Below are 22,994 nucleotides of genomic sequence, written 5' to 3'. Positions count from 1 at the left end.
TTAGCCGTAGCCATAAATCGTCTCTTGCCTTATGGTTATAGTAAGTGACCTAATTATGAGGGGGACGGGCCGTCTATGCCAACTATTAAAGACATCGCCAGGCTGGCTGGCGTATCCATCGCAACCGTGTCGCGGGTGCTGAATCACCATCCCTATGTGCAGGAGGACAAGCGGCGCAGGGTCGAAGCGATCATCGAGGAGCTGAATTACCGGCAGAACATGAACGCCGTCCATCTGGTTAAAGGAAAAACAAGGACGATCGGGGTTCTGCTTCCTTACATCGACCACCCCGCCTTTCAGCTTATGGCCGGCGGGATTCTCGAGGCGGCTTTTCAGCTTCAGCATTCGGTGCTGTTCTGTCCGACCAACTACAGCGAGCAGGAGGAGCAAAACTATCTGCTGATGCTGAAGCAGAAGCAAATCGACGGCCTTGTCGTCTGCTCGCATGCCAGCAGCTGGGAGGAGATTTTGCCGTACCGGAAATACGGTCCGATTGCCGCCTGCGAATACGTTCCGGATCTGCCCTGCGTATATATCGACTATTATGAGGCTTTATTAAGCGGAATGCGTTATTTGCGGAGCCAGGGGCATCAGCGGATCGGTTATTGTACGGGGCGGCCGGAAGGGGCGAGCAGCCTGAAGCGGCTGGCCGCTTATCGGGACTTCTGCAGGGAGCTGGAGCTGCCGATGCATGAAGAATGGATTTACGACGGATGTTTTGTATTTGAGGACGGCAAAAGGGTGATTCGCGAGCTGGTTCAACTGAAGGATCGCCCTACGGCGCTGCTCGTCAATGGCGACGAGGTGGCGGCGGGCATGCTGCTGCAGGCCAAGCTGGAGGGATTGTCCATTCCCGGCGATCTGTCCATCGTAGGAGCGGACAATCAGCCTTTCTCAGAAGCGCTGGCATTGACGACTATCGACTTGAACATCAAAGAGGTTGGCCGCCGGAGCTTAGGGTTGCTGCTAAGCGGGGAGAACCGGCAAGTTTGCGTGCCTCATGAGCTGGTGGTCCGGCAAACGGTGAGAAGCCTGTGAATGCGAAATCATACGGGCTTTTTATTTTTAATCTTTGGCGCTTGACCTGAAAATGTTTTCATCCTTTACAACATCCTTGAGGCCTTGATTCATCTATACTGCAGATTAAACTCAGCGCTGCGGCGGATTTGAATACGGAGTAGAGGAGAGGATGCTGGATGAAGAGTTTAAACGAATATTTGCGTTCAGGAGAAGGCGTTTACGGGAGCGTTGCCGGTCTGTTTATCGAGGGGGAGCCAACGGGCTGTTTTTATAAAAAAGCGCAGCTCACGGCAAGCACTCACCGGTTGATCCTGCTTAATCTGGGGGGCTTCGGAACCGAGAGGTTCAGCGTCTATGACTATTATGATATTACGGAGGTACAGGTGGATCGGAACCTCCTTCGGTTCCGCAGCGGAGCCTCTTTGCGGCTGCTTTGGTTAAGGGAAGGCGAAGACCGCCATTTAATGAATACCATACGGCTTAAAGCCAGGGAAGCGCGGATGTTTTTTCCCGAATAGCTGCATGAAGGCGTGGTGCTACCGGATGGAGAATAAGATAAAGGTGAGAATTTGAGCAGAAGGGGTGTACTGATGGAAATCCGGCAGCTTACAATTGATGAATTTGATCCAAGCACCGATTTGGCCGAATACGCGTTTGGTTATCAGCTTACAGCGGAGGAAAGAGAGCGGCGCCGGGCGCGCTTCAAACCCGAACAGGTTTGGGGAGCCTGGGAAGGCGAAGAACTGCAGGCCCGCCTGATCCTGCTGCCTTTGGAGCTTTACATACAGGGGACTAGAATCCCGATGGGCGGCATTGCCGGCGTCTGCACCTGGCCGGAGCATCGCCGCAAGGGTCTGGTTAACCAGCTCCTGCAGCAAGCGTTAAAGGTGATGAAGGAACAGGGGCAAATGCTGTCCTGCCTGCATCCGTTCCTGATCCCTTTTTACCGCCGTTTTGGCTGGGAGGTCTATACCGAATATAAGAAATATACGATCCCGGTTCCCGCTCTGGGAGTCACCGGCAAATTCCAGGCCTCTGGCTTTGTCAAAAGAGGAGTCAGAGACCTCAGTACCCTTGCGCCTCTATATGAAAGGTTTGCCGAACGGTACAACGGAACGCTGGTTCGAAGCCGGGAATGGTGGGAGCATTCCGTGTTCGACGATGAGCTGCTTACGGCTGTTTATTATTCCGAAGCCGGAAAGCCAGAAGGTTACCTGCTTTACAAGATCAGCGGCGAGGAACTGACGGTGGATGAGTTTGTGTACGGGAACGAAACGGCCCGCCGGGGACTGTGGGAATTTCTGAATCAGCATGATTCCAAGGTGGCCCGGGTAGTGGTCGATCATGTCCCATCCGATGATCTGCTGCCGTATCTGCTGAATGATCCGCGCTGCAAGCAGGAGACCCGGCCGTATTTCATGGCCCGGATCGTCGATGTGCAGGCGTTTGTCGAGCGGTATAAATTTGAACCTTCCCCCGGTACAGACAGAGAGACGGCTGTTAGGCTGAGTCTTCAAGACGAATTTGCGGCCTGGAACGACGGGGAGTGGGAGCTTCGGATTGGTCCGGACGGACAGGGAAGGGTGACCCCAGCAACAGCTAAGCCGGAGAGCGAGGAGACAGGTACAGAAGCAGATTTCGCCGCAGCGGCCAAAGGTGTCGTTGCTGACTCCGCCGAAGAGGGGTCCGCTGCTGCTGTCGTCAGCTGCGATATTCAATCCCTGGCGGCAATGCTGCTGGGCTACAAACGGCCGCGGGAGCTTTATCTTGCCGAACGGATCGGCGGAAGCCAGGCAGGGATTGCCCTGCTCGAGCGGGTTATCCCGCAGCGCGGAACAGCGCTGATGGACTTTTTTTAAAGGCAGCCATTTTATAGCCATTCCTTCCATTGACGAGCGGACAATTGTCAGCTATGATAAACGTCATAGCCGGACAATTGTCCGCGTATAGACAAAAGGAGAGTGGAAGTTTTGGATATGGGAGCTGGAGCATCATCCTCAGCTAACTTAGATTTAAGCAAAATCAAGAGAGGGCCCATTGTTGCCGCGCTCATTATCGGTGCTTTTGTATCGATTCTGAACGAGACTTTGCTGAATATCGCTTTTCCCGACCTGATGAGAAATTTCGGGATCGACGAACCGACGGTTCAGTGGCTGGCAACGGCTTACATGCTGGTGGTCGGTATTCTGGTGCCGGTGACGGCGCTGCTGCAGCAATGGTTTACAACTAGACAGATGTTTATCGGGGCGATGACCCTGTTCCTGATCGGTACGATTATTTGCGGCGTTTCGCCTGCATTTGGTGTGCTGCTGGTCGGACGGATTGTTCAGGCACTTGGAACCGGTTTGATGCTTCCCGTGCTGATGAACACCATTTTGGCCATATTCCCACCGCAGAACCGCGGTGCAGCGATGGGGATGATCGGTCTCGTTATTATGACGGCTCCGGCGATCGGCCCGACTTTGTCCGGTTTGATCGTAGAATCGCTGAACTGGAGATGGCTGTTCTTTATCATCATTCCTTTGGCAGCTTTTTCGATTATTTTTGCGGCGGTATTTTTGAAAAATGTAACCGAGCTTACAAAACCTAAAGTCGATTTTCTTTCGATTATTTTGTCTACCCTCGGATTTGGCGGTGTGGTTTACGGATTCAGCCGCGCGGGCGAGCACAGCTGGTCCGACACTACCGTGATTTGGACGATCGCTGGCGGAGCCGTGTGTCTGGTCTTGTTTGTGTGGCGTCAACTAGTAGTCAAAGAACCGATGCTGGATCTGAGAGCGTTCAGATACCCGATGTTCTCCATTGTTACTATCTTGATGCTGATCATGATGATGAGCTTGTTCTCCACCATGATCATGCTGCCGCTGTTCCTCCAGAACGTGCTGGGCATGACAGCTCTGGCAGCCGGTCTTGTTCTGATGCCTGGCGGCATTGTGAACGGTCTGATGGCTCCGATCGCAGGGAAGCTGTTCGATAAATTTGGCCCGCGGGCTCTGGTGGTTCCAGGTCTTGCGCTGACGGTTATTTCGATCTTCTTGTTCTCGCAGGTAGACTCTTCCTGGTCGAAGCTGCATGTGATTCTGATCCATGTGCTGATGATGATCGGCATTTCCATGGTTATGATGCCTGCGCAGACAACGGCGCTGAACCAGCTGCCAAAACGTCTGTATCCGCACGGCACCGCGATCATGAACACCCTTCAGCAGGTGGCCGGCGCAATCGGTACGGCTTTGTTCATCAGTATCATGACCTCCGGCACTAAACGTTATATTGAGAATAACGGCGCTCAGAATCCAATTGAAGCCATGGTTTCCGGTCTGCACAATTCGTTTATGACGGGTGTCTACTTCGCCGCCGTTGCTTTCATCATTGGATTGTTTGTCAAACGGACATTCGCCAAAGATGAAGCCGACCTGAAAGAAGTGAAACCTGTTGCCGAACAATAAAGAGAGAGATGAGGTGTCCCTGAAGATTCAGGAGACGGCTCAGACTTTATTTAAGGAACTGGGCGTAGAGGAAGTTTCGATGCACCGAATCGCCCAGGAGACAGGGATCGGCCAAGGTACGCTGTACCGCCGTTACTCCAGCAAAAGCAAGCTTTGTTTCTCCCTGATGGAGAACAAGTTCAACCGCATGATCGGCGAAATTGAAACCTATTTATTGGAAAATCAAGATCTTCCGGTCGTTGTAAGGCTGTCCACCATCATGAAGAAGCTGATCATGAATCTGGATGATGATCTGCAGAGCCTCAAGGCACTGTTCAACTCCAGCCGGCTGGAGGAAGCGAAAGCCAATCTGTACGAGTTACCGCCTTTTATATTCATCCGCGGCAAGGTGCATGAACTGCTGGAAGAAGCAGAGCAAAAGCAGGAGCTGGCATCGGTCGATCTGATGTTCACCTCCAGCTTGATTGCGGCTTCCCTGAAGCCGGAGCTGATCTTCTATCTTCATGATTTGGGTTATACTTCGAAACAGATCGCGGAAAAATATTGCGAATGTGCGATTAAACCTCTGTTTGTCAAAACTTCATAGTTAGAATAGCACGCCCGGATTCAGCTGAAACGGGCGTGTTTCATTTTTGTTCCGGTATCTCAAAAATAAGATAAAAATGAGATGAAAATGAGTAAAATAAGCATCATCTAAAAAAGGGGGCCATATATGAGTTCTACAGGAAAAAGGCGGTTGTCAAACCTAATTATGCTGGCGGTCCTATTTGCCGGGTTAATTCCTTTCTTTCCGGCGTCTATCTCTTATGCTGATGATCGGTTTACGGAAACGGTCAGGTCTTATTCTGAATTTCAGGGCTCCATCACGGCGATGGAGGAAACGCCTGACGGGTCGTATTATTTTGCTGCTTACGACAACACAACAAGCATATTGGGAAGAATGGACAAAAACTTCGAGATTAAGTGGATAACGAGCTTTGATAACCAGCGCCGGATAAATAGTCTATCCCCTACTTCCGACGGCGGTGTTCTTTTTGCGGGAGATTCGACGGATTTTCATGTCATTTACGGTAAATTGAACGTAAATGGAACCGTCGCGTTCCTAAAGGCCGCTTTGACAGATCGATATTCTGCATCCGGTACAGGCATTGTCGAAGCGAACGACAACGAGGGAACCGGAATTCTGGTAAGCGGAGTTTACAGGCAGGATCAAGGGGCTCCGCAGATTCCATTTGTATTCCGGGCAGGCCCTCAAGGAGAAATAACGGCAGAAACCTATATGACAGATATGCTCTATAACCCGACATTTACAGATATGGAGCCGTCGGGGGATGGCAGCTACCTATTGACCGGTACAATAAGATCAGGCTCGGAGACTACAGGCCTTTATCAAGCTCTATTGGTTATGGTTGGCGCCGATACTCAGGTTAAGTGGGTGAAGTCCTTTGGTACCGATTTGGGCTCCGCTACTGGCCAGTCCATTCGGAGAACCTCGGACGGCGGGTTCGTCATTACGGGCAACATTCTGGACAGTGCTTCCAAACAGCGAATGTTCCTGCTTAAATCCACTACTGACGGCTCGTTAATATGGCTGAGGGATTATCCGCTCGACGTAAATTCGATTGGCCTTTCTGTGCGCCAAACGGCTGACGGCGGGTATCTGGTCGCGGGCGGAGATAATTACAAGACGATGATTCTGCTGAAAACCTCGAATAGCGGTGAACAGCAGTGGGTTCAGACCTGGAGCGACTCGGATGCCGGGTACGGTAACGCTTTTTTTTGCCGCACAGCTAGCGGACGGACGTTATTTCCTCGCCGGAGGCTACGACAAATCTCTTTTTTTGCAAATGTGGGTCGGTAAACCTAAAGATTTGGTTGTAAACGACAACAGCAATACTATCAGAGGCCTGGATAACCGAATGGAATATTCTGTGGATAACGGCCAGAACTATACGTCCGTTGAACCGGGCACGGCCCCGTTATTTGCGGGTGCCCAAACGGTCATGGTTCGTTACAAAGCGGATCAGACCAATGGTTACGGAGAAGGGGAGCCGGAAACCTATACTTTTACGACAGATGAAATAACGGAAGCTAAGAAGATCACAGGTATTTATGTACCTTCCGGGATGCCGGTTGAAGACATACCGCTTCCGGAGCAAACGGATATCGTCTTGAATGGAGTCATCCCAGCTAAAGCAGACGTAGTCTGGAACCGCGAGGGGTCGAACTATAACGATGAAGCTGAAGGCACTTATACGTTTTATGGAACCATTACCCCGCCGGAAGGGGCTGCTAACGGTCAGGATATTCAAGCTTCGGCGGAAGTAACCGTACAGAAGCCAATACCGGCTGAGGTCATGACGGGAATTGTTCTTGATGACACCAGCTACCGGCTTGAGGTGGGAACAATGCATTCGACCGTAACGACCGCTGTTTACAGCAGCGGAAGACAGGAGACAGTTACCGAAGGCCTTAAGTACACGTCTTCACATCCTGAAATTGCAACCGTCAACGATAAGGGGATGGTTACCGGGCTGATGCCTGGACAGACCGAAATTACGGTCAGTTACTCGGGTTTTGAAGCCAAAGCTGAGGCCGAGGTATGGACAAGCCATACAGGACCGTTGAATCCAACGGATCCGACAATTCCAGGAAATCCTTCTGGACCTGTGCAGTCCCCGGGTACAAGTTCCCCTTCACAACCTGAAAAGCAGCAGCCCTCTCCAGGCAGTGTGGTCATATTCTGTGGACAAGGAGGCTGTACGGCCAATTTAGGAGAGGAACTTACGGCTGAAATTCCAGCCCAGGCTGCCGGAAAAGGTTTTACCCTGCAAATGAAAAAAGTAGAACCGGGTCCTGGTATCCTTCCGGTATCGATGGAGCTGCTTAGTCCTGTATTCGAATTGACCAAGAGCTTTGAGGGCCGGTTTTTGGAGCCGATTACCCTGCATTTCCGCTTCCAGAGCAGCAACATAGGTACGAAACGTAAACCAGCGCTGTTCTACTATAATGAAACGGCTGGCAAGTGGGTTGAAATTGAAGGTAAGGTCAGCGGCAGCGTCTTTACGGCAGAAGTCGATCATTTTACAAAGTTTGCTGTCTTTTCTAAGGCTGACGAAATTTTGGACCATGAAAAATCTGACCAGTCCGGCCCGCCGGAAAACCCTGTCGCCGTTTTTACGGATACCACAGGCCACTGGGCGGCTGATCCGATAAGCAAGGCGGCACAACTGCATATTGTCGGCGGCTTCCCGGATGGCCGTTTCCGGCCGGATCAGCCGATTACCCGAGCAGAGTTTACAGTTATGCTGGCTCGGGCGCTGGGACTCAATCTAAGCGAAATAGAGGCAGAGGACGGAGCGAAATTCACGGATCTGTCTGCTGTACCGGAATGGGCTGTTCCTGCGGTCCGCCAGGCATCCGCAATTAAGCTGGTCTATGGCTTGGAAGACGGCACCTTCAGGCCGAATACCCTTATTTCCCGAGCAGAGATGCTGACAATGCTGGTTAGGGCAGCAGGACAGTTCCCAACTGGCGGAGTAAATGCACCTGTTCCATCTGGAGAAGAAGAAACTAATGCGGCTGTAAAGAAAGATAATGAGGGGGTGCCAATTCCGTTTACTGATGCAGAGAACATCCCGGCTTGGGCGGAGCCTTTCATTGGAAATGCCTGGAAGATCGGTCTGGTACAGGGCAGGGAAGGCGGAAGGTTGGAACCCGGTGCTGCGGCAACCCGTGCTGAAGCAGTAACCATGATTTTAAGATTATTGAGGTAAAATAGAGTGAGACCCCTTTCAGTTAAGGCTGAATAGGGGTCATTTTTATGTCTTTTATCTGCTCGCATAGACCCATTGGAAATGGGTAATTTATTTAAAGGAGTGTAGCAAAATGTGGATAGGAGCGAGGAACCGATGGCAAACATGATCGAAGCTGACATGAGGAAGCAAAATGGGATGATGCCCGGGAACGTGCAGACAACGCTTGGGACATATCTGTTTGACTGTCTGAAGCAAGAGGGGCTAACCGATATCTTTGGTATTCCGGGCGACTATAATTTTACACTGCTGGATGAATTGGAGCGGTATAAAGGACTTCGTTTTATCAATGGCCGCAATGAGCTGAATGCGGGTTATGCGGCAGACGCTTATGCCCGACTGAAAGGCATGTCCGCGCTCATTACGACCTTTGGCGTAGGCGAAATGAGTGCCTGCAATGCGATTGCCGGGGCGAGCAGCGAACATATTCCGATCATTCATATTGTGGGAGCACCGCCCTCCATGGCCCAGCAGGCGCATAAGCTGATGCACCATACCCTAATGGACGGCAATTATGATGTATTCCGCAAAGTATATGAACCGATCACCGCATACACCGCGGTTCTCACACCTGAGAATGCGCAGATGGAAATTCCGGCGGCTATCGCTATGGCGAAGCAGCAGAGGAAGCCGGTTTATCTGGTTGTGGCGACCGATCTGGTGATGAAGCCGATTACCCTGCGCAGCGTGCCTATGCCTCCGCGGCCGTCGACCGCGCAGCAAACGCTGCAAGCTGCGATGGAGCGGGCCAAGCAGCTGCTTGGCCAAGCCCAGCGTCCGGTGCTGCTGGTTGACGTCAAGACTAGCCGTTTTCACCTGCAGGAGCCTGTCCGCAAGCTGGCGGAAGCGCTGAACCTTCCCGTAGCCGCCACGGTGTTCGGGAAGGGGGGCTTTGACGAAAGCCATAAGCAGTTTATCGGTATTTATGCCGGAGCGTTCGGAAGCCAGACTGTTCGCCGTACAGTGGAAAATTCAGATTGCATCATTGCCGTTGGCTTGCTCTGGGCGGACAGCAATACGGCGAATTTCACGGCCAAGCTGAACCCAGCCCGCACGATAGAGATTCAGCCGGATCGAGTGAAGATTGGGGAGGCGGAGTATCCCAAGATCATGGCGGAAGATATGCTGAAGGCGCTGCAAAACTCCGGATACCGGCAGCAGACCGATGTCGTCCAGGGGCCTTTCCCTTACGATCAGGCCAAAGGCAGTCCGGATGAGCTGCTGAAAGCGGAGGCTTATTATCCGCGCTTGCAGCAAATGCTGAAAGAGGACGATATTATCGTAGCGGAAACGGGAACCTTCTTCTATGGGTTGTCCCAGATCCGTCTGCCGCGCGGGGCGGCTTATATCGCTCAAGGCGGCTGGCAGTCCATCGGCTATGCGACGCCGGCTTCATTCGGAGCTTCGGTCGCGGAGCCGGCCCGGCGGGTGTTGCTGTTCACGGGCGACGGATCGCTGCAGCTCACCGCGCAGGAGATCAGCTCTATGTTGAGCCACGGCTGCAAGCCGATTATTTTTGTGCTAAATAATTACGGCTACACGATTGAGAAATATCTGAATGTCAAAACGGAGCACCAGAAATACAATCAGGTACCGAACTGGTCTTATACAAAGCTGGCCGAGGCTTTTGGCGGGGAGGCCTTCACCGCGTTTGTCAGAAGCAATGCCCAGTTGGATGAGGCCATCCGACAGGCGGAGAGCGAATGCAGGAACAAGCTGTGCATCATCGAAATGGTCGCCGCCGATCCGATGGACGCGCCGGAGTATATGCTAAACATGCGCAATTATATGGAGCGGCAAGAGAAACAGCAGCAATCCTGAACGGAAAATGCGGGTGTGAATTTGGGAGCCCTTCCGTGACAACGAAAGCCCCGACTCTTCCATGCTGATGGAGGAACCGGGGCTTTTATGCTGTTTGGCCTGTATTATAGGGGCTGTTTAGAGGGGCAGAAGTGCTGCCGATGGTTTCTTATTCAAGTCTGTCACCATATCCAGCCACTCGCGCGGCTTCTGGTCCAGCACGCTGTAATAGCGCTCCAGGAAATTCACGATCAGCTCGGTGGACAGCTCGTCCTGCTCGTAATCGGCCGGCATAAAGCACAAATCAAGCCCGCTTACGGCTTTGCCATCATTATTCCAGGAAGGATGCACATAAGGGAAATCCAGACGTTTGTAACCCAGATGCGACAAAACCTCCCGGCGCACAAACGGGTCCATCGGTTTGATCCCGCCGAATTCATGGTCCAGATCGCGATAAGGATCATAAATCTCGGCAAACATGCCGTAAAGCTCTTTGCCGTTAGCAGCAGCTAAAGCCTGCAGGTCATCTTGTCTTTGCTTCCACAAATAACGGCCGATGCCCAGTCCCGGCTGCCCGATGATCGTAAAATCGGTCATGGCCACATTAAAATCCTCATAATAACGATATTCGGTTGTCCCCACCACTTTACCGTCCAGCACGGCAACAAACACACGAATGCCCGGATCTTCAAGCGGCTCCTTCCACAAACCGAACTCCAGCACTTCCTCGGGCGGGAAAACTTCCTGCATCAGGCGGTGCATATCCGCGAACAGCGGATCTTTAATGCTCGTAATGCGGTGGTACTGCATGTTTGGCTTTGCCAAATCCATCCCTCTCCTTATAACTAAAATCGAATTGTGATTCCTTCGAAATACTTCTAATTAAGTTCAACAACAGAAGCTGCAGCTTTAAAAGGATTTCGCCACTCCATCAGCGTGCCGTAATTCAGAGATTCTTCATCCTCCAGGTAACCGGCGATCACCTTGACCGGTGTTCTGCCGCAGCGCAGCAGGAAGGACAGCACAGGATCTTTCAGTTCGCCGTGGATAACGGCCTGGACATACTGCTCGGCGCTTAAGGAAGCGGCATGGCGATGATAACCCGGCATTCGCCCGCCGCCGAGCAGGCGGTCCAGTCCAAGCTGGACCACTACTTCGTACATGGAGAACATCAGCCATTTGCCTAAACCCAGCTTCCGGTAATGAGGGGCTACCGAAATATCCACCACATAAAGCGTATCGCCGTCCGGATTATGATTGCGGATATAGCCTTCATCCGTAATCTCTGCCCACGTGTGATCCGGATGTTCAGGATCGAAACGGACGATCAGTCCGGTCATCGACCCGGCCAGCCGGCCTTCGATCTCTACACATAAAGCCCCTTCCGGAAACAAGGCGGCATGGTTCTCCAGCTGCTCCCGGTTCCACCACAACTCTGAAGGGAAAGGAGGAGGGAAGCAGGCCTGCTGGATCGCAATCATGCCGTCAAAGTCCTCTTGCCGGTAATTCCGGATCACAGCAGGGACAGGCCGGCCGTCCTGCCCGTAGATATAAAATTCTTTGCGGTACAGGCTGCGGCCACCGGTGGTTTTAACGGAGGCCTTCCCTGTCTCTTTCCCTTTCTGCATATCCGGCTTCATCCCTCAAGCCTTCCAATCCGGATAAAGATCGGTCCGGCGGTCACGCCAGGTGCTGACGGAGCCTTTCTTGCGGACCTGCTCGAGCAGATCCAGATCGAGGTCGGCCGTCACGATCATATCCTGGTTGATTTCGCCTTCAGCAAGGATGCCGCGCGGCGGGAACGGAATGTCGTTCGGCGTAATAACCGCGGCCTGGCCGAAATTGGCGCGCATGAAGTCCACCGTCTGAAGCGCACCGACCGTCCCGGTAGAAACGACATAGACTTCGTTCTCTACGGCCCGGGCGTGGCTGGTATATCGGACCCGGTAGAAGCCGTGACGGTCGTCTGTGCAGGACGGACTGAAGATCACATTAGCTCCTTTGGCGCGTGCCATACGGACAATTTCGGGGAACTCGATATCATAGCAGGTGAGCACGGCTATTTTGCCTTTCTCCGTCTCGAAAATTTCCAGCCCTTCACCCGGAGTAATGTTCCACTCGTCAACTTCGGTTGGTGTGATATGCAGCTTGGCTTGTTCGCCAACGCGGCCATCAGGATAGAAGAGGTGGGCTGTATTGTACAGCTTGCCGTTTCTGCGGATGACGTGGGTACCGGCGATAATATGCATGTTCTCGCGGGCAGCCAGCCTGCTGAACAGCTCGCGGTAAGGCCCGGTGAAATCCGGCAGGTCGCCGATTTCCAGCGCTTGTCCTTGTCCATTACCGATGGACAGCAATTGAGTCGTCAGGAATTCGGGGAACAAGATAAATTCAGTACCGAATTCTGCGGCGGTTTTTATATAATGTTCAGCTTGCTCAGCGAATTCATCGAAAGAATGGATGGTGTGCAGATGGTATTGAACAGCAGAAACTCTCAGTTTCATATAGACCTCCTTAAGCCCGCAGAAGGGCAGGGTTGCTTTATCCTGCGGCTGGCATAATACCGTCATTATGAGGGGAATGGGGTCCTATTTCAAGTACTGACCTGCGGGTAACCAGGTATTCAAAAGGTACTGACCGGCCAGAAAAACAGGAGCCATTCGGCAGTTCTTCAGGTTTGCGCTTAAATCCGAGATATAATAAAACAAAAAGAGAATAAAGCGGTTGCAAGAATTTGAATACAGAAAGCGGGATTGCGAGCGATGAATACGACTTTGAATTCTTATTGCAAAGTGTTGATTGTAGATGATGAAATGCTGGTACGCCAGGGCATCAAACATCTGTTTGACTGGGAGAGCGAAGGTTTTACGATCATTGGCGAAGCTTCCAACGGAAAGGAGGCCTTGGAGCAAATCGGCCTGCTGCAGCCCCATATTCTGCTCATGGACATCGTTATGCCTGTAATGGATGGGGAAGAGCTGGCCCGCCAGATCCAGAGCCGGCATCCGGAAGTCAAAATCGTGGTGCTCAGCAGCTTCAGCGAATTTGAGTTCGTTCGTTCGACCTTTCAAAGCGGCGCCTCGGATTATATTCTTAAACCCAAGCTGGATGCGGGAGAGCTGCTTGGTCTATTAAAAAAAGTGGCCAGCACCATACCCGGACTCCAGGAAGCCGAACAGCCGGGGGCCGAAGGCCGATGGCTTGAAGCAGCTCTTGATAAGCTGGTGTCCGGTTATCCGCTCGATAACGATTCTGTACGCGAACGGATGCTGAGCGCCTTTGGCCGGTCTTCTTTTGCTTTACTGAGCATGGAGCGGTTGGGCAGTCAAGCCGAACGTTCGTCCGAGGAGTTCCAGCATGCGGCTGAAGCCTTGCTGGAATCGCTGATCCGAAGAGGAAATCTCCCTTTGGAGTTTCGTCCGTTAAGTCAGGAGGATGGCCGCCTCCGGTGGTTATGGAATGCCGATGAACGTTTCTTCGGCCCAGAGGGCTCGGCAGGCCCGGCAGCGGAGGTGCTGCAGCAGCTGGTGAAGAGCTGCGAACTCGAGGGGCTGCCTGCAGCCGCTGCGCTCAGTGCCCCTTTTCGCGAGCTGGAAGCACTTCACGAGGCTGCCGAGCAAATCCCGGTTTTGCTGGAGAAACGGTTTTTCCTCCCGGGTGAACAGGTGTTTGTGGCCGGGGAGCGGACCGTTAAGCCGCTGGATTCCCTGGCTTTTGATGGCGAAGCATTTAGCCGGGAGCTGAACGGGCAGGAATTCCAGGCCGCATTTACCCGGCTGCGCGGTTATCTGGCAGCGGTCCCCGGCAGGCTGGACATCGGGATGTATGAATTTAAATCTTGGATGGGGCACTGCGTCTTCAACATTATACTTGCGCTGCTTCGCTTTCAGTATGAGGCCCGCAGGCTGGAGGACCGGAAATACGAATATTTCCGCAGCATTCACGAATCGGCTGATATTCATGAAGCGTCCAGGCTGATCGAAGCTTTCCTCGCGGAAGCGGAAGAGTGTATCCTGCAGCGGGCTCGTCCAGCAGGCAGTCCGGCGGTCCAGCGGATTCTGGAATACATCCAGGAGCATTACGCAGAACCGCTGACGCTGACGGAGATTGCCCATCATTTTCATTTCAACCCGTCTTATTTATCCAATTATTTCGCCACCCATAATAAAGAAGGTTTCAGCGAATATCTGAACAAGGTACGGATTGAACAGGCTTGTGAGCTGTTAAGGCGGGGGGATATGCCGATTTCCGACATCAGCAGCCAGGTCGGGTATTCCGAGCACAGCTATTTCACCAAAGTATTCCGCAAGCAGAAAGGGCTGTCTCCAAGCCAATACCGCAAACAATTCATGGAAGGACATCTATAACAATGAAACGGACATGGATGCGTTTCTCCCAGCAGACCCTGTTTGGGAAAATTTTTATCGTGATGGTCGTCAGTACCATTACCGTCGCACTTGTCACTTCTTTAATCATGGTGCAGGTGGCGCAGAATTTGTTCATGAACACGTTCAGCATTACCAACTCCAAGGTGATTACCCAGATCAAGAACAGCTTCGAAGATTTCAACTATGGCATCGTTACTGTCTCTAATGAAGTAGCGCAGAGCTTTACCGTCAAGACCTTCCTGACGGAAGGGGACCAGGACTCGTTAACCAATGCACAGTCCGTGTACCGGATGACCGAGCAGATGAAGCATATCCAGAGCAGCCTGGATCTGAAGGAAGTCGCCGTTGCCGTGCTTGGCATAAACGGCAGAAGTTATTTTAACAACCGCGCTTATTGGACAGGCACAACCGAAGAATTAAGAGACAGCGTGCTGTACGAGGAGACGATCCAACATCCGGAGAAGCTGTCCTACCGTTATTTCAGAGGCAGCGAGGAGACGGACGGCCAACCGCTGATTATTGCCTCCAAGGCACTCCGAACACCGTCTACCAAAGAGATTTACGGGGTTCTGTTTATGATGATCCGTGAGCCGGACTTCCGCCAGTTCTATGCGAATTTCACAAGCGCCGGCAATGACGTTGTCATTCTGGACCAGAAGGGTCAGATCGTCTCCAGCAATCTGGAAGACCGGATCGGGGAACGGTCGGAAGAGCTGCTCCGAAGCGCGGCGGCCATAGAGGAGCGGGGCCTCGCCTATACAACAGTGAACAGCAGAGGAGTTAACGATATCGTACTGGCGGATAACCTGCCTACTTATGATTTCTATATCGTTAACTTGATCGACAAGAAGATGGCGCTGGCGAAGCTGTTTCCCGTCAAACAAATCGTTGTAACCGGAGCGGCTATTGTTGCAGCTTCCCTGCTGATTCTGTTTATCATCATCCGCCAGGTCACCCGTTCGCTGCGGCTCCTGGTCAGACAGATGTCCAGCGTGACCAAACGGAATTTTCATAACTACATTACGATAGGCGGAAGCTACGAAACCAAGGAGCTGGGCGCGGCCTTCAACTATATGCTTGATGAATTAAACGATTATATCAGCCAGCTCGTCAAGACGCAGAAGGAGCAACGCAATGCGGAGCTTGCGGCTTTACAGCGGCAGATCAACCCGCATTTCCTCTATAATACGCTGGCTTCAGTCAATATTCTGGTGCAGCGCGGCAATAAAGAGAAAGCGACAGAGACGATCCATGCGCTGATCTCCCTGCTTCAGAACACGATCAGCAACGTATCCGAGACGATTACGGTGGAAGAGGAGCTGGTGAACCTGAAGCATTACGTCTTCATAAACCAGGTCCGTTACGGGACCGGCATTCAGGTGGATTTTTTTATTGCGCCGGATTGCATGAAAGCCAAGCTGCCGAAGCTGATCCTTCAGCCGTTTGTGGAGAACGCCTTCTTCCACGGCTTTAAGGACCGGAATACCGGCTATATCTATGTCATGATTTCGAGGGAAGACCATGCGCTGCTGTGTGAAGTGATTGATAACGGGGACGGCATGGATCTGGAACCGGGCTCTAACAAGCTGCCTAATTCCAGGAACAAACGGCAGATGTTCAACGGAATAGGCGTAAGGAATGTACATGAACGGATTCTGCTGCTGTACGGTGAGAATTACGGCGTTTCCATCGAAAGCAAGCCGGGAGAAGGAACCCGCATAAGACTTAGAATCCCTTGGGAGGTTCAGGACGAAACGTTGAGCGGCTAATAAACAAGTAAATCCAAAAAAAAATGCCAGCAGCCAAAAAAAGTGCAAACCGCCGAAATGAATGCGCTTGCATAATCCAATAAAATCGCAAATCCCGATAGATATATTCCTAACGTCTCCTTTTGGCGGGGTGCTAAGATAAATCCAGAACAGCAAGCGCTTTCAGCGGATGGCGCAGTCAACAACGTAGGAGTTTCATCAACAAGGAACTTTCATTAACAAGGGGGATTTCAAAGTGAAAAAAGCATTTGTTCTTCTGCTCGCCACCTTTCTGCTGCTGACGGCCTGCTCCAGCAAGTCGGACAATTCGGCATCCGGAGGCAGCGGAGGCGATTCCGGCCAGGAAATTTCAGTTTGGGCCTGGGATCCAAACTTCAATATTGCAGCCATGAAGCTTGCGGTTGAAGCGTATGCCAAAACCGACCCTGACCAAAAAATCAATGTCATCGAATACGCGCAGGACGATATTATTCAGAAGCTGAACACCGGCCTTAACTCCGGTACGACTAACGGGCTTCCGAACATTGTGCTGATTGAGGATTACCGTGCGCAGAGCTTTTTGAAAGCGTATCCTGACGCCTTCTATGATCTGTCCAGCGTGATTAAGCCGGGGGATTTCGCCGATTACAAAATCGCCTCCAGCAGTCTGGACGGCAAACAATACGGCGTTCCGTTCGACTCCGGCGTAGCGGGCCTGTATGTCCGCACAGATTATCTGCAGGAGGCCGGATACAAGGCGGCTGATTTGACGAATATCGACTGGGACCGCTATATCGAGATCGCCAAGGACGTCAAAGCAAAAACCGGGCATGACATGCTGACTCAGGACCCGAACGACCTCGGGCTAATCCGGATGATGATCCAGTCCGCCGGCTCCTGGTACACGAAGGAAGACGGCAGCACGCCGGATTTGAAAGACAATGCGGCTTTGAAGGACGCCTTCCAAACCTATAAGGCTTTGATGGAATCCGATACCGTCAAGATTACTTCGGACTGGAGCCAATTCCTGGCCGGCTTCAACAGCGGCGATGTGGCCTCCGTTCCGACAGGCAACTGGATTACGCCATCCGTGAAGGCGGAGGCTTCCCAATCCGGTAAATGGGCAATTGTACCGATGCCTAAGCTGAAGAATACTTCAAGCTCTGTCAACGCAACGAACATCGGCGGCAGCTCCTGGTATGTGTTAAATATTCCAGGCAAGGAGAAAGCGGCGGAATTTCTACAGAAGACGATGGGCTCTGATGTAGCGCTTTACCAAGACATGCTTAAAAATGTAGGCGTCATCGGAACTCTTAAAGCAGCCGGCGAAGGCGAAGCCTACAAGGAAAGCGACGATTTCTTCGGCGGTCAGAAGACGGTTGAGGACTTCAACAAATGGACGCAGCAAATTCCGAGAGTCAACTACGGCATGAACACGTATGCCATCGAAGATATTCTGGTCAGCGAAATGCAGAATTACCTGAACGGCCAGGATCTGGATAAAGTGCTTGCCGATGCGCAGGCCCAGGCTGAAAGCCAGCTGCACTAAGCTTAAGCTTGATTCGTCCTTGAAACCGGCATACCGTCCTCCTGCAGGGCGGTATGCCGTTTCTCAAAAGTCTCATCTTTCCCCGCTGCACACCGCAAGAGAGAGATTTCCGACAGACTGTTATGGAAGAGAGAGGAGGGGCCCATGTCATGAAAAGCGAATCCGCAGTTCGCCGCCGCCCTAACGGCGCTTTGACCGGCTGGCTGTTTATCATTGTTGCGGTTGTTTTAATCTGTACGTTTTATTTCTATCCGATGATCCAGGCGCTGTTATTGTCGTTCAAGACGGGAACGGGCGCCAATATTCATTTCAACGGGATAGACAACTATAAACGGTTGTTCACCGACAAGGTTTTTATCACCGCCTTAAAAAATACATGCATCTTCCTGGTTATCCAGGTGCCGATCATGATTTTGTTGTCCATTTTTATTTCCGTGCTGCTGAATGACAGCAAGCTGAAATTCAAGGGATTTTTCCGTACTGCCATCTTCCTGCCGAGCGTGACCTCTCTGGTTGCTTATTCGGTCGTGTTCAAATATATGTTTGGCACCGACGGGCTGGTGAATCTGGCTTTGACCAACATGCACCTGATTTCCGCGCCGATTCAATGGATCACCGATCCGTTCTGGGCTAAGATCACCATCATTATCGCCATCACCTGGCGCTGGACCGGCTATAACATGATCTTTTATCTTTCGGGCCTGCAAAATATCGACAGCTCCATTTACGAAGCCGCCCGGATTGACGGGGCCTCCGCCTTCCGCCAGTTCCGTTCGATCACGATTCCGCTGCTAAAGCCCATCATTCTGTTTACTTCCATCACGTCAACGATTGGTACGCTGCAGCTGTTCGACGAGGTTATGAACATCACGAAGGGCGGTCCCGGCAATGCGACCATGTCCATTTCGCAATATATCTATAATTTGTCGTTTAAATACACGCCGGACTTTGGGTATGCGGCAACCGTGTCCTATACGATCGTTATCCTGATCGTGCTGCTGTCCATCATCCAGTTTAAAGTGGCAGGTGACAGAAAATGACCAAATTCAAACGTTTCTGGATGTACGTGTTTCTGAGCCTGGCAGCTGCCGTTTCCATCTTTCCGTTCCTTTGGATTCTCGTCAGCTCGACGAATCTGTCCAAAGATGTATCCAATGGCCGCCTGCTTCCAGGTGCGCAGCTGATCCGGAATTTCCAGCATTTAACCGAGCAGATCAATCTGGGTCAGGCGCTTTGGAATTCAGGCCGGATTGCCGTTATTACGACGGTGCTGGCGCTGCTGGTGGCCTCCCTGGCCGGATATGGCTTTGAGATTTACCGGAGCAGAGCGAAAGATATCGTATTCAACATTTTGCTCCTGTCCATGATGATTCCCTTTGCATCCCTTATGGTGCCTTTGTACCGGATGTTTGCACAGTTCTCCGGGAGTGTTCCTTTTATCGGCGTCGATACGGTAGCTTCGGTTATTCTGCCAACCTTCACGACGGCCTTCCTGATCTTTTTCTTCCGCCAAAGCACCAAAATGTTCCCAAAAGAGCTGCTGGAAGCAGGGCGGATTGACGGACTGAGCGAGCTTGGCTTGTTCTTCCGCGTGTATCTGCCGACGATGAAGACAACTTATGCGGCCGGTGCGATCATTACGTTCATGTCGAGCTGGAACAACTATTTATGGCCGCTCGTCGTCCTGCAGTCGCCGGAGAAGCGCACGATTCCGCTGCTCATTTCCAATCTTGGCTCGAGTTATTCGCCGGACTATGGGATGATCATGGTAGCTATTGTCATTTCGACGCTGCCGACGGCGCTGGTGTTCTTCCTGATGCAGAAGCATTTTGTCGCCGGTATGACGGGTTCTGTGAAATAACTGTTCTTAATATTCATCGTAAAAAGACCATCTGTATAACGTCCACAAGGAGTGTTAATCCATGTCAGAACAACAAGCCCAGCTTAGCTGGCTAAGCGACCCGGCTGTCTACAAGGTCAACCGCATTGACGCCCATTCGGATCACCGTTATTACCGGAAGATGGAGGAGGCCGAGGCTGGTGCGGCTATGACCCTGCGCCACAGCCTGAACGGCACCTGGAAGTTTAACTATGCGGTGAATGCGGCATCGAGGCCCGAGCTGTTCTACCGCAGCGATTTCAGCACGGAAGGCTGGAGCGATATTCAGGTTCCGGGCCATATTCAGCTGCAGGGCTTCGGCAGCCCGCAATACGTGAACACGATGTATCCCTGGGACGGACTGGACGGTGTAAGGCCGCCGCAAATTCCGCAGGAGCAGAATCCGGTTGGCAGCTACGTGAGAACGTTTGAGCTGCCGGACGGGTTTAAGCGGCAGCCGGTGTATATTTCTTTTCAAGGTGTGGAATCCGCCTTCTATGTATGGCTCAACGGCCAGTTCGTCGGCTACAGCGAAGACAGCTTTACCCCTTCCGAATTTGAGCTGACGCCTTATCTGCAGGAAGGAAGCAACAAGCTGGCCGTGGAGGTGTACCAGCGCAGCACCGGGAGCTGGCTCGAGGACCAGGATTTCTGGCGATTCTCCGGCATTTTCCGGGAGGTCTATCTTTACACGATTCCGGAGCTTCATGTGCAGGATTTAGGGGTGCGGACCGAGCTGGATGACGCTTATACAGAGGGAACTTTGCATGCCGAGTTGAGATTGAAGGCGGCCGCATCCGCTTCCGGAAGCGGTGCTTCGGCCCGACTTGAGCTTAAGGATGCGGAAGGGGCGGTCCTGCTGACAGAAACTGCGGCTTTTGCAGATGGTCAGCTTGCAGTAAAGCTTCCTGCCGGCAAGGTCCAGCTATGGAGCGCCGAACGCCCCTATTTGTATAAGCTGTGCATCTCCGTGTTGAATGAAGCCGGTGAGACGGTGGAAGCGATTGTACAGAAGGTAGGCTTCCGGCGGTTCGAAATGAAGGATAAGATCATGACCCTGAACGGCAAGAGGATCGTCTTCAAGGGCGTGAACCGTCATGAGTTCAACTGCCGCCGCGGTCGGAGCATTACCCGGGAGGATATGCTCTGGGACATCAAGGTCATGAAACAGAACAACATCAACGCCGTGCGCACTTCGCATTATCCGAACCAGACGCTCTGGTATGAGCTATGCGACGAATATGGACTGTATGTGATCGACGAAATGAATCTGGAAAGCCATGGCTCTTGGCAGAAGCTGGGGGCCGTCGAGCCTTCCTGGAACATTCCCGGCAACCGGCCGGAGTGGCAGGACATCGTGATGGACCGCGCTGTTTCGATGCTGGAACGGGATAAGAACCATCCGTCCATCCTGATCTGGTCCTGCGGCAACGAATCTTATGCCGGAGAGGTTATTTTGAATGTATCAAATTATTTCCGCGCCAAGGATCCGGGACGTCTTGTCCACTACGAAGGCGTGTTCCATAACCGCGATTATGACGCGACCAGCGACATGGAGAGCCGGATGTATGCCAAACCTGCCGACATTGAAGCTTATTTGAACAGCAACCCGTCCAAGCCGTACATCAGCTGCGAATATATGCATGCTATGGGCAATTCCATAGGAGGGATGCATAAATATACGGAGCTGGAGCAGAAATATGAAATGTATCAGGGCGGTTTTATCTGGGATTACATCGACCAGGCTCTGGTAAAAAAGAACCGCTGCGGACAGGAGTTTCTCGCTTATGGCGGCGATTTCGGGGACCGTCCTACGGATTATAGCTTCTGCGGCAACGGCGTTGTCTTTGCCGACCGGACCTTGACCCCGAAGATGCAGGAGGTCAAATTCCTGTATCAGAATATCAAGCTGCTGCCGTCTCCGGACGGCATCCGGGTTGTGAATGAGCAGCTGTTTGAAAATACGGACGCTTACGTGCTGCGCTGGAGCTTGCAATGTGAAGGCCGCGAGGTTGCTGGCGGGCAGCAGGAGATTCAAGTCGAGCCGGGGCAGGAGGATACGGTGAAGCCGGATTGGGGCGGTCAGCTTGAACGGCTGGTCCCTGGCGAATATTGCATGCAGGCTTCGCTTCATTTAAAGGAAGCGGCGCCGTGGGCGGAAGCCGGATTTGAGATCAGCTTTGGCCAGCTGATCTTCACCGCAGAGCATACGGGGGAAGCGGGAGCCGTTCCGGCACCTGAAAGGGAAGCCCGCTCTAAAGGCGGCACTGACCGGAAGAACGCCCCTGTTCAAGTCGTCGAAGGCGACGTGAACATCGGCGTTAGCGGCGACGGGTTTACCGCTTTGTTCTCCAAAGGCGCGGGCTCGCTGGTGTCGCTCCGATATCAGGGGCGGGAGATGATCGAAACGCCGCCGGCTCCGCTGTTCTGGCGGGCCACAACGGACAATGACAAAGGAGCGGCACTAGGGTACCAGGCTGGAGTCTGGCATGCGGCCAGCCTGGCCCGCCGGTGCTTGTCCGTAATGCTGTCCCGTGAGGACAGCAGCAGCGCTACCGTAACGTTTGAATACGGATTCAGTATTCATCCGGACCTCCGCTTCACTACGGCCTATACCGTATTCGGCGATGGAAGCATCCGCGTGAAGGCCTCTTATCAAGGCGCCGAAGGGCTGCCGGACCTGCCGATGGTGGCCTGGTCGTTCAAAATGAATGCCGACTACAGTCAAACGGAATGGTTCGCCCAGGGCCCGGAAGAGAACTACGCGGACCGCAGCTTCGGGGCGCGGCTGGGCTGGTTCCGCCGGACGGCTGCTGAACTTGTGACGCCTTACCTGGTGCCGCAGGAATCAGGCAATCGTACGGGCGTCCGCCTCCTTCGAGTAACGGATGAAGAGGGCTGCGGTTTGCAGGTGAAGGCCGCTCCTTCCGCTCCTTTTGAAGCTAGGGTGTCGCCTTACACCGCTTTTGAACTGGAGCAGGCTGCCCACGCTTACGAGCTTCCGCCTGTTCATTATACGGTGGTTACGATAGCCGGGCGGCAAATGGGCGTCGGCGGCGACGACAGCTGGGGAGCGCCTGTACATCCGGAATACCGGATTCCTTCCGATCAGAAGCTGGAGTTTGAATTCACGCTTGAATTTCACAGGCATGATTGAAAGGTTTCGCTTTTTTTAACCAGATAATAGTGAAAAATACCCTATCCTTTAGGGTATTTTTTTATGACTTGGGCGGAGGAGGGGTAAGGGAAGATTAAATTGAATGCGTGCCTATATTTTGAAATTAAAGGATATTTCATCCTATAAATAGAAATAGAGAATAAATGGTTTACGGGATAAAGCTCTGAAATG

The 22,994-nt window shown here is 52.4% G+C and carries 17 protein-coding genes; 14 read left to right on the top strand and 3 right to left on the bottom strand.

The window, feature by feature from the left end; translation table 11 throughout:
- The first annotated feature begins 75 nt into the window (after window positions 1-75).
- From AWM70_RS15790 to AWM70_RS15755, 8 genes are all read left to right on the top strand, one after another.
- Window positions 76-1,038: a LacI family DNA-binding transcriptional regulator gene (locus AWM70_RS15790; RefSeq protein ID WP_068697998.1), complete on the top strand. Its 963-nt coding sequence runs from the start codon at window positions 76-78 to the stop codon at window positions 1,036-1,038.
- A gap of 158 nt (window positions 1,039-1,196) precedes the next feature.
- Window positions 1,197-1,538, top strand: coding sequence for a PH domain-containing protein (locus AWM70_RS15785; RefSeq protein ID WP_068697996.1), 342 nt, complete (start codon window positions 1,197-1,199; stop codon window positions 1,536-1,538).
- A 72-nt stretch (window positions 1,539-1,610) separates the two neighbouring features.
- Window positions 1,611-2,879, top strand: a complete 1,269-nt coding sequence (locus AWM70_RS15780; RefSeq protein ID WP_068697994.1) for a GNAT family N-acetyltransferase — start codon at window positions 1,611-1,613, stop codon at window positions 2,877-2,879.
- A 117-nt stretch (window positions 2,880-2,996) separates the two neighbouring features.
- Entirely contained in the window at window positions 2,997-4,466 is a 1,470-nt protein-coding gene (locus AWM70_RS15775) for a DHA2 family efflux MFS transporter permease subunit (RefSeq protein ID WP_068700748.1), read from the top strand.
- A complete protein-coding gene (locus AWM70_RS15770; protein WP_068697992.1) occupies window positions 4,453-5,052 on the top strand; it encodes a TetR/AcrR family transcriptional regulator in 600 nt (199 codons plus the stop codon). Before AWM70_RS15775 ends, AWM70_RS15770 begins: the two co-directional genes overlap by 14 nt.
- A 165-nt stretch (window positions 5,053-5,217) precedes the next feature.
- Window positions 5,218-6,327, top strand: a complete 1,110-nt coding sequence (locus AWM70_RS15765) for a hypothetical protein (RefSeq protein ID WP_068697990.1) — start codon at window positions 5,218-5,220, stop codon at window positions 6,325-6,327.
- Window positions 6,221-8,242 carry an S-layer homology domain-containing protein gene (locus tag AWM70_RS15760; protein ID WP_083180351.1) on the top strand — a complete coding sequence of 674 codons (2,022 nt, stop codon included), beginning with the start codon at window positions 6,221-6,223 and terminating at the stop codon, window positions 8,240-8,242. Before AWM70_RS15765 ends, AWM70_RS15760 begins: the two co-directional genes overlap by 107 nt.
- Window positions 8,243-8,386: 144 nt before the next feature.
- Window positions 8,387-10,102 (top strand): alpha-keto acid decarboxylase family protein, encoded by a 1,716-nt coding sequence (locus AWM70_RS15755; protein ID WP_099093159.1) that lies wholly within the window; start codon window positions 8,387-8,389, stop codon window positions 10,100-10,102.
- A 117-nt stretch (window positions 10,103-10,219) separates the two neighbouring features.
- Here the strand turns inward: AWM70_RS15755 and AWM70_RS15750 are convergent, their stop codons facing one another.
- The 3 genes from AWM70_RS15750 to AWM70_RS15740 all read right to left on the bottom strand — a co-directional run bounded on the left by AWM70_RS15750 (window position 10,220) and on the right by AWM70_RS15740 (window position 12,585).
- Window positions 10,220-10,891: a GNAT family acetyltransferase gene (locus AWM70_RS15750; protein WP_068700747.1), complete on the bottom strand. Its 672-nt coding sequence runs from the start codon at window positions 10,889-10,891 to the stop codon at window positions 10,220-10,222.
- A 68-nt stretch (window positions 10,892-10,959) separates the two neighbouring features.
- The gene (locus AWM70_RS15745; RefSeq protein WP_083180567.1) at window positions 10,960-11,652 is read right to left on the bottom strand and encodes a GNAT family N-acetyltransferase; all 693 of its coding nucleotides are present in this window, start codon (window positions 11,650-11,652) and stop codon (window positions 10,960-10,962) included.
- Between the two features lie 72 nt (window positions 11,653-11,724).
- A complete protein-coding gene (locus tag AWM70_RS15740; RefSeq protein ID WP_068697984.1) occupies window positions 11,725-12,585 on the bottom strand; it encodes a carbon-nitrogen hydrolase family protein in 861 nt (286 codons plus the stop codon).
- Between the two features lie 258 nt (window positions 12,586-12,843).
- On the opposite strand from AWM70_RS15740, the gene AWM70_RS15735 reads away from it, so the two are divergent.
- The 6 genes from AWM70_RS15735 to lacZ all read left to right on the top strand — a co-directional run bounded on the left by AWM70_RS15735 (window position 12,844) and on the right by lacZ (window position 22,802).
- On the top strand, window positions 12,844-14,448 hold the full coding sequence (locus AWM70_RS15735) for a response regulator transcription factor (protein ID WP_083180349.1): 1,605 nt from the start codon (window positions 12,844-12,846) through the stop codon (window positions 14,446-14,448).
- 2 nt (window positions 14,449-14,450) lie between these two features.
- The gene (locus AWM70_RS15730) at window positions 14,451-16,238 is read left to right on the top strand and encodes a cache domain-containing sensor histidine kinase (protein ID WP_068697982.1); all 1,788 of its coding nucleotides are present in this window, start codon (window positions 14,451-14,453) and stop codon (window positions 16,236-16,238) included.
- A gap of 235 nt (window positions 16,239-16,473) precedes the next feature.
- Window positions 16,474-17,766, top strand: coding sequence for an extracellular solute-binding protein (locus tag AWM70_RS15725; protein WP_068697980.1), 1,293 nt, complete (start codon window positions 16,474-16,476; stop codon window positions 17,764-17,766).
- 149 nt (window positions 17,767-17,915) lie between these two features.
- Window positions 17,916-18,806: a carbohydrate ABC transporter permease gene (locus AWM70_RS15720; RefSeq protein WP_068697978.1), complete on the top strand. Its 891-nt coding sequence runs from the start codon at window positions 17,916-17,918 to the stop codon at window positions 18,804-18,806.
- Window positions 18,803-19,627, top strand: coding sequence for a carbohydrate ABC transporter permease (locus AWM70_RS15715; RefSeq protein ID WP_068697976.1), 825 nt, complete (start codon window positions 18,803-18,805; stop codon window positions 19,625-19,627). The genes AWM70_RS15720 and AWM70_RS15715 overlap by 4 nt, the downstream gene beginning before the upstream one ends.
- Window positions 19,628-19,688: 61 nt before the next feature.
- Window positions 19,689-22,802, top strand: coding sequence for a beta-galactosidase, LacZ type (gene lacZ / locus AWM70_RS15710; RefSeq protein WP_068697974.1), 3,114 nt, complete (start codon window positions 19,689-19,691; stop codon window positions 22,800-22,802).
- Window positions 22,803-22,994: the final 192 nt, after the last annotated feature.

It is taken from the genome of Paenibacillus yonginensis (assembly GCF_001685395.1).
Classification (GTDB): Bacteria; Bacillota; Bacilli; order Paenibacillales; family Paenibacillaceae; genus Fontibacillus; species Fontibacillus yonginensis.
Note: the sequence above shows the minus strand (reverse complement) of the source record. Positions and strands in the feature narration are given on the sequence as shown.

Excerpts from the sequence above, each read along its gene's own strand:
- AWM70_RS15790 (WP_068697998.1), top strand. The coding sequence starts at position 76 with ATGCCAACTATTAAAGACATCGCCAGGCTGGCTGGCGTATCCATCGCA.
- AWM70_RS15785 (WP_068697996.1), top strand. The coding sequence starts at position 1,197 with ATGAAGAGTTTAAACGAATATTTGCGTTCAGGAGAAGGCGTTTACGGG.
- AWM70_RS15780 (WP_068697994.1), top strand. The coding sequence starts at position 1,611 with ATGGAAATCCGGCAGCTTACAATTGATGAATTTGATCCAAGCACCGAT.
- AWM70_RS15775 (WP_068700748.1), top strand. The coding sequence starts at position 2,997 with ATGGGAGCTGGAGCATCATCCTCAGCTAACTTAGATTTAAGCAAAATC.
- AWM70_RS15765 (WP_068697990.1), top strand. The coding sequence starts at position 5,218 with ATGCTGGCGGTCCTATTTGCCGGGTTAATTCCTTTCTTTCCGGCGTCT.
- AWM70_RS15760 (WP_083180351.1), top strand. The coding sequence starts at position 6,221 with ATGCCGGGTACGGTAACGCTTTTTTTTGCCGCACAGCTAGCGGACGGA.
- AWM70_RS15755 (WP_099093159.1), top strand. The coding sequence starts at position 8,387 with ATGATCGAAGCTGACATGAGGAAGCAAAATGGGATGATGCCCGGGAAC.
- AWM70_RS15750 (WP_068700747.1), bottom strand. The coding sequence starts at position 10,891 with ATGCAGTACCACCGCATTACGAGCATTAAAGATCCGCTGTTCGCGGAT.
- AWM70_RS15740 (WP_068697984.1), bottom strand. The coding sequence starts at position 12,585 with ATGAAACTGAGAGTTTCTGCTGTTCAATACCATCTGCACACCATCCAT.
- AWM70_RS15735 (WP_083180349.1), top strand. The coding sequence starts at position 12,844 with ATGAATACGACTTTGAATTCTTATTGCAAAGTGTTGATTGTAGATGAT.
- AWM70_RS15730 (WP_068697982.1), top strand. The coding sequence starts at position 14,451 with ATGAAACGGACATGGATGCGTTTCTCCCAGCAGACCCTGTTTGGGAAA.
- AWM70_RS15720 (WP_068697978.1), top strand. The coding sequence starts at position 17,916 with ATGAAAAGCGAATCCGCAGTTCGCCGCCGCCCTAACGGCGCTTTGACC.
- AWM70_RS15715 (WP_068697976.1), top strand. The coding sequence starts at position 18,803 with ATGACCAAATTCAAACGTTTCTGGATGTACGTGTTTCTGAGCCTGGCA.
- lacZ (WP_068697974.1), top strand. The coding sequence starts at position 19,689 with ATGTCAGAACAACAAGCCCAGCTTAGCTGGCTAAGCGACCCGGCTGTC.